15 protein-coding genes are annotated in these 16,009 nt (G+C 49.2%); all 15 read left to right on the top strand.

From position 1 onward, the window contains the following. Positions 1 to 35: 35 nt before the first annotated feature. The 15 genes from GmarT_RS12195 to GmarT_RS12265 all read left to right on the top strand — a co-directional run bounded on the left by GmarT_RS12195 (position 36) and on the right by GmarT_RS12265 (position 15,981). On the top strand, positions 36 to 2,570 hold the full coding sequence (locus tag GmarT_RS12195; RefSeq protein ID WP_002646245.1) for a methyl-accepting chemotaxis protein: 2,535 nt from the start codon (positions 36 to 38) through the stop codon (positions 2,568 to 2,570). A gap of 334 nt (positions 2,571 to 2,904) precedes the next feature. Then, on the top strand, positions 2,905 to 3,273 hold the full coding sequence (locus tag GmarT_RS12200; protein WP_002646244.1) for a response regulator: 369 nt from the start codon (positions 2,905 to 2,907) through the stop codon (positions 3,271 to 3,273). Beyond that, positions 3,270 to 4,316 carry a protein-glutamate methylesterase/protein-glutamine glutaminase gene (locus GmarT_RS12205; RefSeq protein WP_002646243.1) on the top strand — a complete coding sequence of 349 codons (1,047 nt, stop codon included), beginning with the start codon at positions 3,270 to 3,272 and terminating at the stop codon, positions 4,314 to 4,316. Before GmarT_RS12200 ends, GmarT_RS12205 begins: the two co-directional genes overlap by 4 nt. Before the next feature lie 14 nt (positions 4,317 to 4,330). Next, positions 4,331 to 5,173 carry a CheR family methyltransferase gene (locus GmarT_RS12210; RefSeq protein ID WP_044237680.1) on the top strand — a complete coding sequence of 281 codons (843 nt, stop codon included), beginning with the start codon at positions 4,331 to 4,333 and terminating at the stop codon, positions 5,171 to 5,173. Between the two features lie 293 nt (positions 5,174 to 5,466). Beyond that, positions 5,467 to 6,789 carry a putative sugar nucleotidyl transferase gene (locus GmarT_RS12215; protein ID WP_002646241.1) on the top strand — a complete coding sequence of 441 codons (1,323 nt, stop codon included), beginning with the start codon at positions 5,467 to 5,469 and terminating at the stop codon, positions 6,787 to 6,789. A gap of 445 nt (positions 6,790 to 7,234) precedes the next feature. Further along, on the top strand, positions 7,235 to 7,462 hold the full coding sequence (locus GmarT_RS12220; protein WP_002646240.1) for a hypothetical protein: 228 nt from the start codon (positions 7,235 to 7,237) through the stop codon (positions 7,460 to 7,462). A gap of 190 nt (positions 7,463 to 7,652) precedes the next feature. Then, a complete protein-coding gene (locus GmarT_RS12225) occupies positions 7,653 to 7,928 on the top strand; it encodes a hypothetical protein (protein ID WP_002646238.1) in 276 nt (91 codons plus the stop codon). 314 nt (positions 7,929 to 8,242) lie between these two features. Further along, on the top strand, positions 8,243 to 9,487 hold the full coding sequence (locus GmarT_RS12230) for a hypothetical protein (protein ID WP_002646236.1): 1,245 nt from the start codon (positions 8,243 to 8,245) through the stop codon (positions 9,485 to 9,487). Positions 9,488 to 9,549: 62 nt separating this feature from the next. Beyond that, positions 9,550 to 10,830, top strand: coding sequence for an ABC transporter permease (locus tag GmarT_RS12235; protein ID WP_002646235.1), 1,281 nt, complete (start codon positions 9,550 to 9,552; stop codon positions 10,828 to 10,830). 10 nt (positions 10,831 to 10,840) lie between these two features. Then, on the top strand, positions 10,841 to 11,530 hold the full coding sequence (locus GmarT_RS12240) for an ABC transporter ATP-binding protein (protein ID WP_002646234.1): 690 nt from the start codon (positions 10,841 to 10,843) through the stop codon (positions 11,528 to 11,530). Between the two features lie 34 nt (positions 11,531 to 11,564). Continuing rightward, positions 11,565 to 13,160 (top strand): molybdate ABC transporter substrate-binding protein, encoded by a 1,596-nt coding sequence (gene modA, locus GmarT_RS12245; RefSeq protein ID WP_081459469.1) that lies wholly within the window; start codon positions 11,565 to 11,567, stop codon positions 13,158 to 13,160. Next, the gene (locus tag GmarT_RS12250; RefSeq protein WP_002646232.1) at positions 13,157 to 14,104 is read left to right on the top strand and encodes an ABC transporter permease; all 948 of its coding nucleotides are present in this window, start codon (positions 13,157 to 13,159) and stop codon (positions 14,102 to 14,104) included. The genes modA and GmarT_RS12250 overlap by 4 nt, the downstream gene beginning before the upstream one ends. 57 nt (positions 14,105 to 14,161) lie before the next feature. Continuing rightward, complete coding sequence (locus GmarT_RS12255; RefSeq protein ID WP_002646231.1) at positions 14,162 to 14,893, top strand: ATP-binding cassette domain-containing protein; 732 nt, start codon at positions 14,162 to 14,164, stop codon at positions 14,891 to 14,893. A 14-nt stretch (positions 14,894 to 14,907) separates the two neighbouring features. After that, the gene (locus tag GmarT_RS12260; protein WP_157158939.1) at positions 14,908 to 15,174 is read left to right on the top strand and encodes a MoaD/ThiS family protein; all 267 of its coding nucleotides are present in this window, start codon (positions 14,908 to 14,910) and stop codon (positions 15,172 to 15,174) included. 54 nt (positions 15,175 to 15,228) lie between these two features. Continuing rightward, on the top strand, positions 15,229 to 15,981 hold the full coding sequence (locus GmarT_RS12265) for a HesA/MoeB/ThiF family protein (protein WP_149302769.1): 753 nt from the start codon (positions 15,229 to 15,231) through the stop codon (positions 15,979 to 15,981). The last annotated feature ends 28 nt before the right edge of the window (positions 15,982 to 16,009 follow it).

The raw sequence follows: 16,009 nt of genomic DNA on the forward strand, positions 1-16,009 counted from the left end.
TACTAAAATCTGGTGTCTGAATAAGGGCTCTGCTTGTGGATCTCAATGTCACTGCATTGCGGGAATCGTTCGAACTGGTTGCGCCACGTGCTGACCAGTTGGCAGAACGGTTTTATGAAAAGCTGTTCGAGGACTACCCCGATCTGCTGCGCTATTTCACGCATACCGATTTTTCAGAACAGCGCGGGAAACTGATTCAGGCGCTGGTTCTGGTTTTGAAGTCGCTCGAGAGCCCCCCTGCACTGACCAAAGTGTTACACCAGTTGGGGAAAGAACATGGCGAAATGGGCATCCAGGATGATGACTACCCGCCAGTCACGGATACTCTGCTCAGAGTGCTGGCAGAGTTTGCTGAAGATCAATGGAGTGAAGAGCTGGAAGAGACCTGGCGTCAGGCTCTCAAAGCAGTTTCGACAACGATGATTGAAGGTGCCCAAGACTCAAGTCGCGCAAAACAGCTTCAATCAACGGCAGTATCAGGCTCAGTGGGAGCCGGTTTTGAAGAAGTGGATTCCCTGGTGGAAGACCAGCCGATTTCAGAACAAGATGACCAAACCAATTCAGAACTACCTTTACGATCTGAAGCACAGATCAACCATCCGAAGGAGAAGAGTATTATGTCGATTGATTCAGTACAGAATACGGGACAGAGCGCGGCTACTGAACAGTCGCAGGATACAGATCAGTTTTATGGTATTGTGGAACACAGTCCTCAATCCATTCTGTTTCTGAACCCGGAAGGAACAGTAACCTACGCGAATCATAAAGGTCAGGAACTCATTCAGGAACTGAGCAGTGACCTGGGGGTGAGCCCGCAGAAGCTGGTGGGTGGTTCGATCAGCCAGCTGTTTACGAAACTGCCAGAACTGAAGGCCGCGTTATCGGGATTAACCGGTGAGCAGTCGATCACGGCTTCCCTTGGAGACCGCTCGCTGAAAATCAGTTTGAATCAGCTTGCTTCTGCAGGAACTATCCTGACCTGGGAAGATATCACTGAGCAGGTGAAACTGGAAGAATCAAACTGTGATTATTCGGGACAACTGGGGGCTATCAGTGACGCACAGGCAGTCATCGAATTTAATATGGATGGAACGATTATTACTGCCAATCACAATTTCTGTGCCACACTTGGCTATTCTCTGGAAGAGATTCAGGGGAAGCATCACAGGATGTTTGTCGAACCAGAATACCAGATCAGTAATGAATACAAAGAATTCTGGGAAAAACTGAATGCAGGACTGAACCAGGTTGCTGAATACAAGCGGATCGGTAAAGGAGGCAAGGAAATCTGGATTTCTGCCTCTTATAATCCCATACGGAATAAAGCGGGCAAGCTGTTTAAGGTTGTCAAATACGCATCAGACATTACAAAGAAAAAACTAGCTGAAAATGATATGGTCCGCATTCAGAACATGATGGATAATATTCCAATCAATGTTCTGCTCGCAAACAAAGATTTCGAAATGGTCTACATGAATCCTGCTTCTTACAAGCAGTTGAAAGAGCTTGAGCACCTGCTGCCCAAACCCGTAGATCAGTTGATTGGTCAGAGTATTGACATTTTTCATAAGAATCCGGAAGTACAGCGACGTATGCTGGCCGATCCTTCAAATCTGCCACACCGAGCTAAAATCAAAGTGGGAGATGAAACCCTGGACCTGCTGGCAACGGCAATTATGGATCAGGAAGGCAATTATATCGGTCCGATGGTTTCCTGGTCTGTGGTAACAGAACAGGTCAGAATGGCAGATGACTTTGAGAACGAAATTCAGGGCATTGTCGGAGTCGTGACTTCTTCTGCTACCGAGATGCAGGCCAGTTCCAAGAGTCTGTCTGATATGTCGGATGAAACGGCACGACAGTCTCAAGTCGTCGCCGCGGCCAGTGAAGAAGCAACTCGAAATGTTGAGACCGTATCGTCTGCTGCAGAAGAATTGAGCGCTTCGATCAGCGAAATCTCACGCCACGTACAAGAGCAGTCTCACATGACATCGCAGGCTGTAGGAGAAGCAGATCGTACCAATGACACCATTAAGCAACTGGGTGATGCCAGCAGCGAAATCGGTCAGGTCGTGAAGGTAATTACTTCCATCGCTCAGCAGACAAATCTGCTGGCATTGAATGCGACCATCGAAGCGGCCCGTGCCGGTGAAGCCGGTAAGGGATTTGCTGTGGTTGCGAATGAAGTAAAAGAACTGGCACGCCAGACTGCTCGTGCTACTGAGGAGATCAGTGAAAAGATTGCTGCGATCCAGGGGTCAACAAATATCGCTGTTTCTGCAATCGGTTCGATTGGTGAAAGCATCCGCAAGATTGATGAAATTTCAACCACCATTGCCAGTGCTGTCGAAGAACAGACGGCAGCGACGAATGAGATCTCCCGCAATGTGGCGGAAGCCGCTCGTGGGACTGCTGAGGTGACCAATAATATCTCAGGCGTTTCCCAGGCAGCAAGTGACAGTGGAACAGCCGCCAATGACATGCTGGCAGCTGCTCAAGGACTGACACAGGAATCTGTGAAGCTGGATGAAGCCGCTGCCGCCTTCCTGAAACGGATGCGAGCCATCTAATCTGCTGTGCTGCAGCGCCTGACAGTCCAGGTTCTGCAATGCTGAAAATCGTCATTACCGCCAGGGTAGACATGTGTTTCAACGCATCGGTTTAGCCTGGCGGTTTTTTATTTGAATGCAGATTCAAATGAGGTAAATCGCTCAAAATAAAGGAAAATTCAGGATTTTACGCATTGTTCGCGTCACATCCTTAAACGTGCCCTAGACTTCCTTCAGACAGTTTAATTTCACGCCAGAAACAGAATCAGTTCGGCAATCAGGTTCGGTGATCTCTGTGTCTGGCGTCAACTTAATAACATAGTGCTATTTTTAACATACTGGGAGACCGGTGAAAATGAAGACAATATTACTTGTAGATGATTCCCGCGCAGTCAGACTGGTGGGACGACGTATCATGGGAACCTTCGGGTTGAATGTTCTGGAAGCAGAAGATGGCAAACAGGCTTTGGAAGTCGCTCGTGCGAATCCGGAACTGGACGCAGTTCTTCTCGACTGGAACATGCCGATCATGGATGGGATGGAATTCCTGAAAGCTTTACGGGCAGAAGCACGTGAGAAGCAGCCAATTGTGGTAATGTGCACAACAGAAAACGATATGCCTCAAATCGTACAGGCCATGCAGGCGGGTGCGAATGAATATATCATGAAGCCGTTTACCGAGGACATTGTCAGGGACAAACTGGAAGAAACAGGTGTTCTGTGAGCCATTCGATCATCAAGGTACTGCTGGTCGATGACTCAGCTGTAATACGGGGCTTGATGACACAGGCGATTAATCTGGATGCGGAAGTGAAAGTAGTCGGCTCTGCGATGCATGGTCAGACAGCTCTCACCTGGCTGAAGGCGAATCGGGCTGATGTTGTGGTCCTGGATGTTGAGATGCCTGTCATGGACGGGATCTCATGTCTGAAACAGTTGAAGCAGGATTATCCGGAACTTCCGGTCATCATGGCCAGTTCTCTGACTCGAGCAGGAGCAGAGGTCACTCTCCAGGCACTTGATCTGGGGGCAGCAGGCTGTATTCCAAAGCCCGTTGCCACTAATTCAGCAGCAGCGATCGAGCAGGTTGCCCGGGATCTGTTGCCGCTCATCAAAGCGCTTGTGAAAAAACATAGTACAGACCAGTCGGATTGCTCCCGTTTCAAGACGGCAGTCGTTCAACGACCGGCCAAAACACCGATGGTGATGGTGGTTGGTTCGAGTACTGGTGGGCCGAATGCACTCAAAACCATGTTGACTGCATTACCAGAAAAATTTTCGTTGCCGATTTTGATTGCCCAGCACATGCCACCTCTGTTTACGCGGACCCTGGCTGAGCACATCGAACGGGAGACGAAGCGTCCAACCTCTGAAGCCAGGGACGGAGCGTTAATAGAGCGAGGCCATATTTATATTGCCCCGGGGGATTTCCATATGGTGATTGATAAACAGGATGACCGGATGATAATCCGCCTGAATCAGGATGCCCCGGAACATTTTTGCCGCCCTTCCGTAAATCCATTATACGCTTCTGCTGCCAAATGGTATGGCAGCTCAGTACTGGCAGTCATGCTGACCGGTATGGGAGATGATGGTATCGAAGGCGCGGAATCAATCAGTGAGCGTAAAGGTTATATTATCGCACAAGACGAGCAGAGTAGTGTTGTCTGGGGAATGCCTGGCGCGATTGCCAAGGCAGGACTGGCCAGCCAGGTCTTACCACTCAGGAATATTGCTCCTGAACTGGCCCGACTTTGTTCTTTATAGAAAGTGGTGATCTCGTGTCTCCGGAAGATTATAATTACATAACCAATTTTTTAATGGAAACCACAGGTCTTTCTCTCGGTGAGAATAAAGAGTATCTGCTGGAGGCCCGTCTGGTTCCTCTGGCACAAGTTCACGGTATGAACGGGATTCAGGATCTTGTATTGAGTTTAAAATCAAAAATGGATCGGAGCCTGGAAAGAGAGATCATGGAAGCCATGACGACCAATGAATCGTCCTTCTTCCGCGATCGACGCCCATTCGATGAACTCAAGGCTAATATATTACCAGAGATCATTAATGAGCGTAAAATGACGCGGAAGCTGAGAATCTGGTGTTCTGCATGCTCTCATGGTCAGGAGCCTTACAGCATCATGATGCTGTTGCGTGAGAATTACCCGGAACTGAATGACTGGAATATTCAAATCATATCGACGGATTTGTGTAAGAAAGCTCTGGAAAGAGCCCGCGAAGGAGTCTATTCACAGTTTGAGGTTCAGCGTGGTTTGCCCGTACATTTGCTGATGAAATATTTTGAGCAATGTGAGCAGGGCTGGAAAATTAAACCTGAACTGGGTGCCGGAATCCAATGGAAGCATTTGAACCTCCTGGAAGATTTCAGGCACCTGGGAATGTTTGATATCGTATTCTGTCGCAATGTCCTGATTTATTTCAAACCGGAATTGAAAAAAGACATACTGAACCGCATCAGCAGCCAGCTGAATTCCAGTGGAACGCTGTTACTCGGGGCTGCTGAAACAGTACTGGGGATTTCAGACAAATACACCAAACAGGCCGGATGTCAATCTGCCATTTACCAGTTAGCCAGTAATTCTGTAGCAGATCCTATTGCCCGTTAGCAGCCTCATCTTCTGAGACCGCCTGGGCGATTTTAATATAAATCAATTTTCAGAACCCGGTAGAATGAATCCAGTCCGGATTGTCTTGCCGGGTTTCTGACTTTTCGGTGTGCGAAACCAGGAAAGAAATAAGAGAATATCAATGTCGGGTTGAGGTTCTGACGCCTGAAATATGTCGTCAAAAACTGCCTTTCCTCAATCCTGTAAATCTGTTATGACTTTACAAGAGTCAGGCTCTCATCCAGTTTCATTGATTTCATTCTTTTCATCGATTTCGCACAGGGAAGTGCAAAGTGAATCGACTTGCTTTATTTGAAGACCGTTCTGCGCTGCAGTTTACCCCCATTGCATTGATGCGGCCGGTATTTGAACTGCTGTGCGGTCAGTATACTGCGCGTGAACGGATATTGAAGTCAGTGCCTGTCGAGGAATGGGGTGTTTTGATTCGCCCTGCTCTGACAGAAGTCTACGCAGAGGAATTTCCAGAGGCACGAATCAATGATGCCATCTGGCTCAGCGAAGGCCCCACGCTGTTGATCAACGGACGCTGGCTGCCTGCCCTTCATGAAATTCCTTGTCTGGCCGACGTCACTGCAGAGAGCGTCGGAATGATGGGGGATACGGTTGCTTATCTGTTGCTGGAACCGGAAGAGGCGGCGCTGCTGACAACTGATGCCTGGGATGATGCAATTCAGAAAATCGCATCCACCAGAAAGCCTGTTGAAGTCGCAGGAACGGAACTTCATTTTCCATGGGACCTGGTCAATCAGAACCGTCAACAGCTCGTAGATGACTTCGCATTATCAGCCTCAACACGACCTGCCACAGCCAATTTAGATAACCTGACGGTTGTGGGGCCATCGGATCTGGTTCAGGTTGATGAAAGCGCTGAGATTGATCCGTTTGTAGTACTCGATACTCGGCAGGGACCGATTGTGATTGACCGGGATGCCCGGATCCAGGCTTTCACACGTATCGAAGGTCCCGCTTATATCGGACCAGGCACGCAGCTGTTCCGTGCGAACGTGAAGGCTGGTACGACAGCTGGTCCGCACTGCAGACTGGGAGGCGAGATCGAGGAATCGATCCTGCATGGCTACGCCAATAAATATCACGATGGTTTTCTCGGGCACTCCTATATCTGTCCCTGGGTGAATCTCGGGGCTCAGACCAGCAACAGTGATTTGAAAAATGATTATTCTCCGGTCAAAGTGCCTCTGGCAGGGATTCCCATTGATACCCATTCCGTAAAAATCGGGTGTTTTATCGGTGACCATACGAAGACAGCTCTCAACAGCCTGTTCAATACCGGTTCTTCTGTCGGCGTAATGTCGATGGTCCTCCCGGTAGGAGAGTTACTTCCGAAACATATTCCTTCTTTTTCGCGTTTCTGGTTAGGTCGCATTGACAGCCAGATTGATATTGCGGATCTGTTTGAACTGGCAGATACATCGATGCGACGTCGAGATCTTTCTTTAACTCCTGCCCAGCGTCTGTTGCTGGTCTCACTGCTGGAAGAGACTGTCGAAGAGCGCGAAACCGCGATTCGCTGGTGGGACCAGAAACGGGGAATTGCACCTGCTGCCAGTCCTCAATTGCCCGTCGAGAGACGCTGAGACGCCTGGACTGTGGATTCTGAGAATGAGTCTGGAAAAGGCGAACTTACCGTAGATTTGTGTTGTCATATTGATATGAAACGCTCGTTCGAAAGCTTCGCGGGAAACTTGAGTAAAATCCTGTTGGGGAAGACGATTTCGTAAGAATTATCATGTTGATGTAAGATTGTCGCAAAATGACGACAGTTCTATTCGCGTCAAAACAATGATTGTGAATTTTACTATCTCTGGTGATGCGTAAGATTCAATCACAGCAGGCATTTATGCAGGTTTGTCTGGTCAGACAGATTTTTCCGGCGGTTTGGTACAGTCCTTGCGATTCTCTAACTCGTCAGGCTTTTCCAGGGGTGAAGAGCTTCAGCTTCTTGGGCTAACGGACTTGAGGCTGTGTATTCAAGTTTTTTTAAGACAAAGTGTTGCAATGATTAATCAGGAGAACAGGGTCATGTCAGAACAGGTCATGGAAGAGTTGTGGAATGGGTTGTCACCGGCAGCAGATCGTACTGATCTGGCGAATGCCGTGATTGATCGTCTGCTCGAGTTAAAAATTGATCTTCAGGAAGTCTCACTGTCAGAGATGAAAATGCTGTTGGCGCGTGCTTACAGTAACCAGGCGCGAGTGGATTCACAGAAACGCAGCCGGCGGATTTCTGATTGCGTTGTAGCATCCTGACAATTCCCGTTCCCTGAATTATTCCGAGTAATTCAGGGAACGGAATGGAAATTATACTTGAACCACGAATCATCAAAGTGGTAGAACAGTGTCGCAACCTGCTGATTTCTGAAACAGGTTTGCAAAAACAGGTGGTAGTCTATTGTTGGTCTCCCTGTTATCTGTACCCGCTCTTTGAGGAAATACTGCTGTGAATGATGAGAATCAGCCGAGTCCATCAGACCAGGAGGATGCAGCCAATGGTCAGTCTGAGGTCGCGCAGCACATTATCGAATCGCTTCGTCAAGGGAATAAAATTCAGGCCATCAAAGATTACCGCGAATCAACCGGTGAGGGTCTGAAAGAATCTAAAGAAGCCATTGATGCTCTGATCGAGAAGTATGATATCCAGATGAAGTCGGGGTGCGCTTCCATGCTGCTGTTTGCTACATCTCTCGTGCTGCTGATAATCATCTGGATACAGTAAGTTTCAGCATGAATCGCTCTCCGTTCAGAGCGGGATCCCTGAAAAACAGCGCACACCGGTATCGTCAGTATGCCGAAACTGCAGAACTGCTGTGAATTCATAAATAAAACAGCAGATTTACATTCAAAATCACCTCGCTCATCAGTTCCGATAAAAGTTTCGTGTTGAAATCATCTTTTCTTCACATTTACCTCATACTTTGTCATCATAGTATGTATTGAGATCGGTTTATGAGATCTGAAGTGATGGAGTGATCGCCGATTTCAATAACCACAGCGACCCGCCCTATCCGACCCTCCGCGAAAGGTGATTACATGAGACGGTGTTTAACATCACTGGCTGTTCTTGGAATCCTGTTTACGACTACAGTGATCTGGGCCTGCTCGGTCCCGGTATTTCGATATGCATTAGAACGCTGGCCCGCCGACAAATACAGTGCGGTCGTGTTTCATCGTGGTGGCTTAACGCCGGAACAGCAGAAGCTGATTTCCCACTTTGATCAGGAAGGGACGATCGCACAAAAGTCGGCCAATGTTGAACTGAAGCTGGTCGATCTGGACGCTGAGCCAGCTCCGGAAGAAGTGGAACTCTGGAAAGTGCAAAAAACAGAAACGCTACCACTGCTTGTGGTGCGGACTCCCCTGCCCGCCCCGGTTCCCGCTGGTTTCTGGTCAGGGGAACTGACCGAAGAAAATATCAACCGTCTGATTGATTCTCCACTGCGACAGAATATCGCGAAACAGCTGGTTTCTGGTCAGACTGCTGTCTGGGTCTTTCTGGAAAGTGGTGATGCCGAAAAAGACAAAGCCGCTCGCGAACTGCTGGTCAAAGAACTCAAGCGGATGGAGAAAATCCTGAAACTGCCTGAAATCGAACAGGCTGATATTGAACAGGGGCTGGTCAGCGTTTCGCCAGACAGTTTAAAGTTGAAATTCAGTATTGTGACCTGCTCTCGTGATGATTCTGCAGAACAATATCTGACACAAATGCTGTTGGCGACAGAGAACGATCTGAAAGACTTTGATTCAGAACCGATGACATTGCCCGTATTCGGACGGGGACGGGTTCTGTATGCTTTGATTGGAAAAGGCATCAATCCGGGGACAATCGAGCAGGCCTGTCGCGATTTGACCGGTCCCTGCACCTGTCAGGTGAAAGATCAGAATCCGGGAACCGATCTGTTAATGTCAGTTCCCTGGGAAAAACTGGTGACGCCTACAGCTCAAGATGAAAAAGAACTGCCGCCTCTGACAGGGTTGACCAGTTTTTCGAATAGTGATGCAGAAAATCAGGATCCCGCTTCCATGGTACAGCTATCAGGTAATAAAGCAGACCCTGCCAACGCGGGATCAGAGAAGACAACTACGACGGAAGCCGTTAAGAGTGATAGCGTAGAAGAGGCTGTTTCCACTGAACCGCGTGAGGGAACCTTATTGACAGCAGAGAAGTCAGGACCTGCTCCCGTGCATTATAAGATCGAATTATTCCTGCTTGCGGGCGCTGTTGTGCTGGTCATCATTCTGGCAGGAAGCTACATGCTGTTGGCCCGAAAACAATAACCAATAATTTGAATTTAATATCTGAGTGCCGTTAGCGGTCTGTTCAGAAGGATCTAAAATCAATGTCCTTATTTCACTTGATCATTCAGGAAATGCAGCATCGCAAGATGAATTTTCTGCTGGGACTGTTGTCGGTTGTAGTGGCAGTAGCCTGTCTGGTGGCGGCGTTAACACTATTGCAGGCTGATGAAATTCAGACGGAACTGATTCTGGAGAAGAAATCAGAAGAAGTGAAGCAGGCAGGTGCGCAACTGGAAGATGCAATGCGAAAAATCACCAAAGGCCTGGGCTTCAATATTCTGATTTTACCGGCAGATGAGGATCTGAGTGAATTTCACCTGACGGGTATGGTTGCGAAAACGATGCCTGAAGAAAATGTGAAAAAACTGGCTAATTCAGATATCGTGACGGTCAATCACCTGTTACCGATGGTCGCTAAAAAAGTTACCTGGCCGGAAAAAGAATGCGAAATCATTCTGACCGGGACACGGGGTGAAGTTCCCCTGTTGGAGCGGGCTCTGAAAAAACCGCTTCAGCAGTTAGTACCGGAAGGCTCGATGGTGCTCGGATATCAGATTCAGAAAAAACTCGGACTCAAAGTCGGAGATGAAGTCAAACTGTTGGGCCAGCCATTCAAGGTCTCCCTGGCCTATCCCGAACGGGGGAATGCTGATGACAGTACGGTCTGGATTAATTTAAAACAGGCTCAGGAATTATTGGGCATGCAGAATCTGGTGAATGCAATCCTGGCACTGGAATGTAATTGTGCAACAGAAGACCGTGTTGCTGAGATCCGCAAAGATGTTGGAGAAATTTTACCCGGCACTCAGATCATCGAACGAGGCCCCCCTGCTCTGGCGCGGGCAGAAGCCCGCAATAAAGCGCATGCGACCGCAGTCGCTTCACTGGAACAGGAGAAGGCCAATCGGATTCAACTGATAGAACGACATGCGGATTTTGCTGCCGTACTCGTACCTCTGGTGGTACTCGGCTGTGGAGCCTGGATCGGTTTTCTGTCGCTTGAGAATGTACGACGTCGTGCGACTGAGATCGGGATTCTGCGGGCAATCGGTCTAAGGTCTTCCCAGGTTTTTGGGATCTTTATTATTAAAGCCATGCTGATTGGCTTGATCGGTGCCCTGCTCGGTTATTTTCTGGGATATGGAATTGGCGTGATCTGGGGCAAGTTACCGGATTCCGTTCATCCCCAGGATGTGCTTTTCTCAGGTCGCTGGCTCCTGTTGAGCCTGGTGTTTGCACCACTTTTGGCGAGTTTAGCCAGCTGGATTCCCGCTTTGATGGCAGCGAGACAGGATCCTGCAACGATACTTCAGGAAGGATGATCAACCAGATATGTTACTGGAACTGAAAGCGCTGACGAAATCATTTAAATCAGGTTCTCACCGTGTGCAGGCTGTGGATGGGGTCAGTCTATCGATAGATGGTGGCGAGTTTGTAGCGATTCAGGGGCCCAGCGGGTGTGGAAAGTCGACACTGCTTTTAATGGTAGGAGGGCTGTTGAGTCCGGATAGCGGACAGGTATTGATTGAAAATACCGATCCTTATGCTTTATCAAACGATCAGCGTGCCCGTTTCCGATCGACGCATCTGGGATTTGTATTTCAACAGTTCCACCTGGTGCCCTACCTGAACGTACTGGATAATGTGCTGGCACCAGCATTGGCAACCCGTTTGCCCGAATCGCGTCAGCGCGCCGCAGAACTGATTAATAAATTTGGACTGGAGCCGCGTCTGCATCACACGCCGGCAGAACTCAGTACTGGAGAAAAACAACGCGTCGCTTTAGCACGTGCCTTATTTCATCAACCCAAAGTGCTGCTGGCAGATGAACCCACCGGTAATCTGGATGCTGAAAACTCGGAAATTGTTTTGAATGTTCTCAATGAATTCGCACAAAACGGTGGCTGTGTTTTAATGGTTTCGCATGATGATCAGGCAGTGCAGTCGGCGCAGCGGGTACTTGGTATCAATGCGGGGCGTCTGTCACCTCAGACTGAAAAAGAAGCGTTAATCAACTCTTGAATCGACAAGTGAAATCTCAAATTCAGGTAAACTTATGAAATATCTCTGCGGTAAGAATGGGAAACTGTCAACACTGTCTCCCAGCCGGACAGGAAGAATTAATAGCGGAATGGCAATCGCAGGGGGCTCAATCCTGTTTCTGGCTGTCATGCTGGGGTTACTGATCTACTCTCCCCCCAAAGAGAAAACGCAAACTCACACAACGGCGAATGAAGACGACTCGCTGGTAATGTACTGCGCAGCAGGCATTAAACCACCGGTAGCGGCAGCGGCAGCACAATTTGCGGAAGAAGAATTCGGCATTCCCGTGCATCTGCAGTATGGCGGTTCTGGAACCCTGCTCAGTAATCTGCAGGTGGCGAAGAAAGGTGATCTGTACCTGGCGGCCGACACCAGCTATATCGAAATTGCCCGTGAGAAAGGTCTGCTTGATGAAGCGATTTCGGTAGCCCGAATGCATCCTGTGATTATGGTCAAAAAAGGGAATCCCAAAAAAATACAATCAATTGATGACTTGTTGAAAGCAGATGTGACGTTTGCGTTAGCCAATCCCGATGCGGCTTCGATTGGAAAGCTGACCAAAAAGAAATTGACTGAAGCTGGCAAGTGGGATGCGGTTTCCAGGTCGGCACGCGTTTTTAAACCAACAGTATCGGAGATTTCTTCTGATGTCCTGTTAGGGGCCGTCGATGCTGCGATTGTCTGGGATGCCACCGTGAATCAGCATCCAGAGAAAGCCTCCATGGTTGATGTGCCAGAATTTTCAGACACGATCAAAAATGTGACCGTTGGCGTTTTGAATTCTTCTGATAAACCGCAGCAGGCACTGATGTTTGCCCGTTATCTGCAGGCACCGGAAAAAGGGCAGAAGCAGTTTGCGGAAAAGGGCTATGAAACAGTGCAAGGGGACGCATGGGATCCTCATCCGACGATTCTGCTCTTCAGTGGCGGAGTGAACCGGTTGGCGATTCAAGATACTTTGAGAGAGTTTGAACAACGCGAAGGAGTGACGGTCAATACGGTATACAACGGGTGTGGTATTCTGGTGGGACAGATCAACAGTGGCCAGCGGCCCGATGCCTACTTCGCCTGTGATACTTCTTACATGGTGCAGGTCCAGCCGAAGTTTACCCTGCCTCTCACAGTAGCTGAGACAGATATGGTCATCATTGTAGAGAAAGGGAATCCCAAACAGATCAAATCGGTGTTTGATCTTACCGGAAAAGATATCAAGGTGGGGCTGGCACATCATGAACAGAGCGCCCTGGGAGCGTTGACTAAAAGATTACTGGGCCCGCTTGTTCACAACGATCAAAGTCTCTACGACGCTGTGCAGCCGAACGTCAAAACGAACACCCCCACTGCGGATCTGCTGGTCAATCAGTTGAGGACCGGTTCACTGGATGCGGCTATTGTGTATCGCGCAAATATTTCGAAAGTGACGGACAAGCTGGATGTGGTGGAAATCAAAGAGGGGCGTCCTCTGGCGGAACAGCCTATCGCGATCCTCAAATCGACTAAGTATCCGAACCTGATGCAGCGTCTGGTGGATAAGCTCACGGCGGCTCCTTCGCGGGCAATCTTTGAATCCAGTGGATTTCGCTGGCGCATTGCTTCGGGGTCGCTATGACAGAGCCGAGTACGAACGAACAGAAAATACGGGAATTTAAACCCCGCTCTGATTTGGCATTCTATACAATTTTTATTTCCATCAGTGCGTTTTATGTATTCCTGATTGTGGCGATGCTGACCGCCGAGACTACTTATACCACGCCCGATCACATCTGGAAGGCATTTGCCAAGCCGGAGATTCGCTACGCGATCTGGTTAAGTCTGATCTCCTGCGCCATTACGACAGTGCTTTCGCTCTGGGTTTCTGTGCCGATTGGCTACCTGATGTCGCGGCACGAATTTCCCGGTAAAACGCTGATTGATGCCATCCTGGACATTCCCATCGTGCTGCCTCCACTGGTGATTGGGCTATGCCTGCTGATCCTGTTTCAGGTCGAAATTCCGCAGATTGAATGGCTCAACAGAATGGTCGCCGAAAAGTCAGGAGTGGAATATCTGCCCAGCGCATCGACGGCGCAAACTGACTCGGTTGATGACGTGATTCGCAAAGTGACAAAAGTGATTTTCGGAAAATCAATCGGGGTGACCTACGAAATCCCCAGCGTGATTCTGGCTCAGTTCATGGTGGCCTGTGCTTTTGCAGTGAGGACGATGCGAGTTACCTTTGATCAGATTGGCCCGCGATATGAACAGGTGGCCTTAACGCTGGGCTGCAGTCGAGGACAGGCTTTCTGGCGTGTGGTCTTTCCTCAGGCTTATCGTGGGCTGCTGGCGGCGGGCACACTCGCCTGGGCACGCTCACTGGGTGAGTTCGGTCCGATTCTGGTCTTTTCCGGGGCAACCCGTATGAAAACAGAAGTGCTGCCAACCACGGTGTTCCTGGAACTGACAGTCGGTAACATCGAAGGTGCTGTTGCCGCCTCATTGATTATGGTCGTGGCTGCCTTGATTGTACTGGTGATTGCCCGTATGTTTGGGCTGACCCGCGGCGCTGCGATATAAATGTGATCTTTCGAACTCTGCTATGACAGCGATCTCAACTACCTGATTTGACAGATTATGATCTCAGTAAAAAAACTTTGTGTCCAGGTTGGCGAATTCCGTCTGAAAGACGTCAGCTTTGAAGTGCCGGGGGGACACTATGCCGTTCTGATGGGTAAGACCGGCAGCGGTAAAACAACGATTCTGGAAACTATCTGTGGCTTAAAAAAGGTCCAGTCGGGCATAGTTTCCCTGAACGGCAGACACATGACCGATGCCAGTCCGGCTGAGCGTGAAATAGGATATGTTCCCCAGGATGGCGTACTGTTTCATACAATGACGGTTCGCGATAATCTGTCATTCGCTTTAGAAGTGCGAAAATGGAGTCAGCGGGATATTAATTTACGGGTGGACGAATTGGGAGAATTGCTGGGAATCAGTTCTCTGCTGGATCGAACCCCCTTTGGTTTGAGCGGAGGAGAAACTCAACGAGTCTCCCTGGGACGTGCTCTGGCTGCGAAACCTTCCATTCTCTGTCTGGATGAACCATTGAGTGCCCTGGATGAAGACACCCGTGGCGATATGTGTAAGTTGCTGAGTGAAGTGCAGCGTATGACCGGCGTGACAACCCTGCATATTACTCACAATGCATCCGAATCTGAGCGTCTGGGAGATATCAAACTGATAATCACCGAAGGGGTGGTCCGCAGTCTGCCACAAAAGACAGGAGAATTCCCGAGAGAAAATTCTACTGACAGTCAGGCAACCGAAACAAAGACAGATACTTCAGCAAAAATGAAAGCGCAATAGCAATGAAGATTAAGGTGGAATATACAGCCCAGGTCAAAAAAGCGGCCGGCACCGGTACTGAAGAATACGAAATTCCACCGGGAAGTACGTTGCAGGATCTGGTGAAGCGGGTCGCAGAAACGCATTCGACTGCTCTGAAGCCTCTGCTGTTTCCGGATTCAGATGTTCTGCATCCCTCCATCCTGTTGTTTGTTTCGAATGAACAGGTATTATGGGAAGAACCACGGACGCTGGAACCTCAGCAGGTCGTGTCGATTCTCTCCCCGATTTCCGGGGGATGAGGAACACTCCTTAATTATTATTAAACAGAAATCCCGCCTCAAGATACAGGAGTCATGATGTCCGGTTTTGCGCCCCTGACGGATGAAGAACGAGCAGTTTATGAGTGGCAGATCTGGGTGCCCGAATTTGGAGAAGCCGGACAGGAGAAACTCAAAAACGCATCCGTTCTGATTTCGCGATGTGGTGGCCTGGGAAGTGTGGTCGCATACGAACTGGCGGCGGCGGGAATCGGAAAACTGGTGATTGCGCATGCCGGGAATGTCAAGCCGAGTGACTTGAACCGTCAATTGTTAATGACGCATGACTGGCTGGGGAAACCTCGCGTCGAATCTGCTGAGCGACGTTTGAAAGAGTTGAATCCCCGACTGGAAATTGTGGCTGTTCCAGAAAATATCAGTGAGCAAAATGCAGAGCAGCTTGTGAATCAGGTCGATCTGATTGTCGACTGTGCCCCGCTCTTCCCGGAACGCTATGCGATGAATCGCCAGGCGGTCTTACAGAAAAAACCGCTCGTGGAATGTGCCATGTATGACCTGGAAGCCCAGTTGACCACATTTATTCCCGGGCAGACCGGTTGTCTGGCCTGTCTGTATCCCCACGATCCTCCTGCCTGGAAACGGGAGTTTCCCGTATTTGGTGCAGTCTCTGGAACGGTTGGCTGCATGGCAGCGATGGAAGCGATCAAGGTCATCAGTGGACTAGGTGAGACACTGGCGAATCAACTGCTGATGTTCGATCTGCGGGATATGACATTTCAAAGAAACCGGATCTTACGTCGAACAGACTGTGCTGTCTGTGGAGTCTGAGTTAGTTACTTTAATATGAAGACAATCC

The organism is Gimesia maris, assembly GCF_008298035.1.
GTDB lineage: Bacteria > Planctomycetota > Planctomycetia > Planctomycetales > Planctomycetaceae > Gimesia > Gimesia maris.

Coding starts and splice junctions, on each gene's coding strand:
- GmarT_RS12200 (WP_002646244.1), top strand. CDS start 2,905: ATGAAGACAATATTACTTGTAGATGATTCCCGCGCAGTCAGACTGGTG.
- GmarT_RS12220 (WP_002646240.1), top strand. CDS start 7,235: ATGTCAGAACAGGTCATGGAAGAGTTGTGGAATGGGTTGTCACCGGCA.
- GmarT_RS12230 (WP_002646236.1), top strand. CDS start 8,243: ATGAGACGGTGTTTAACATCACTGGCTGTTCTTGGAATCCTGTTTACG.
- GmarT_RS12235 (WP_002646235.1), top strand. CDS start 9,550: ATGTCCTTATTTCACTTGATCATTCAGGAAATGCAGCATCGCAAGATG.
- GmarT_RS12240 (WP_002646234.1), top strand. CDS start 10,841: ATGTTACTGGAACTGAAAGCGCTGACGAAATCATTTAAATCAGGTTCT.
- modA (WP_081459469.1), top strand. CDS start 11,565: ATGAAATATCTCTGCGGTAAGAATGGGAAACTGTCAACACTGTCTCCC.
- GmarT_RS12250 (WP_002646232.1), top strand. CDS start 13,157: ATGACAGAGCCGAGTACGAACGAACAGAAAATACGGGAATTTAAACCC.
- GmarT_RS12255 (WP_002646231.1), top strand. CDS start 14,162: ATGATCTCAGTAAAAAAACTTTGTGTCCAGGTTGGCGAATTCCGTCTG.
- GmarT_RS12265 (WP_149302769.1), top strand. CDS start 15,229: ATGATGTCCGGTTTTGCGCCCCTGACGGATGAAGAACGAGCAGTTTAT.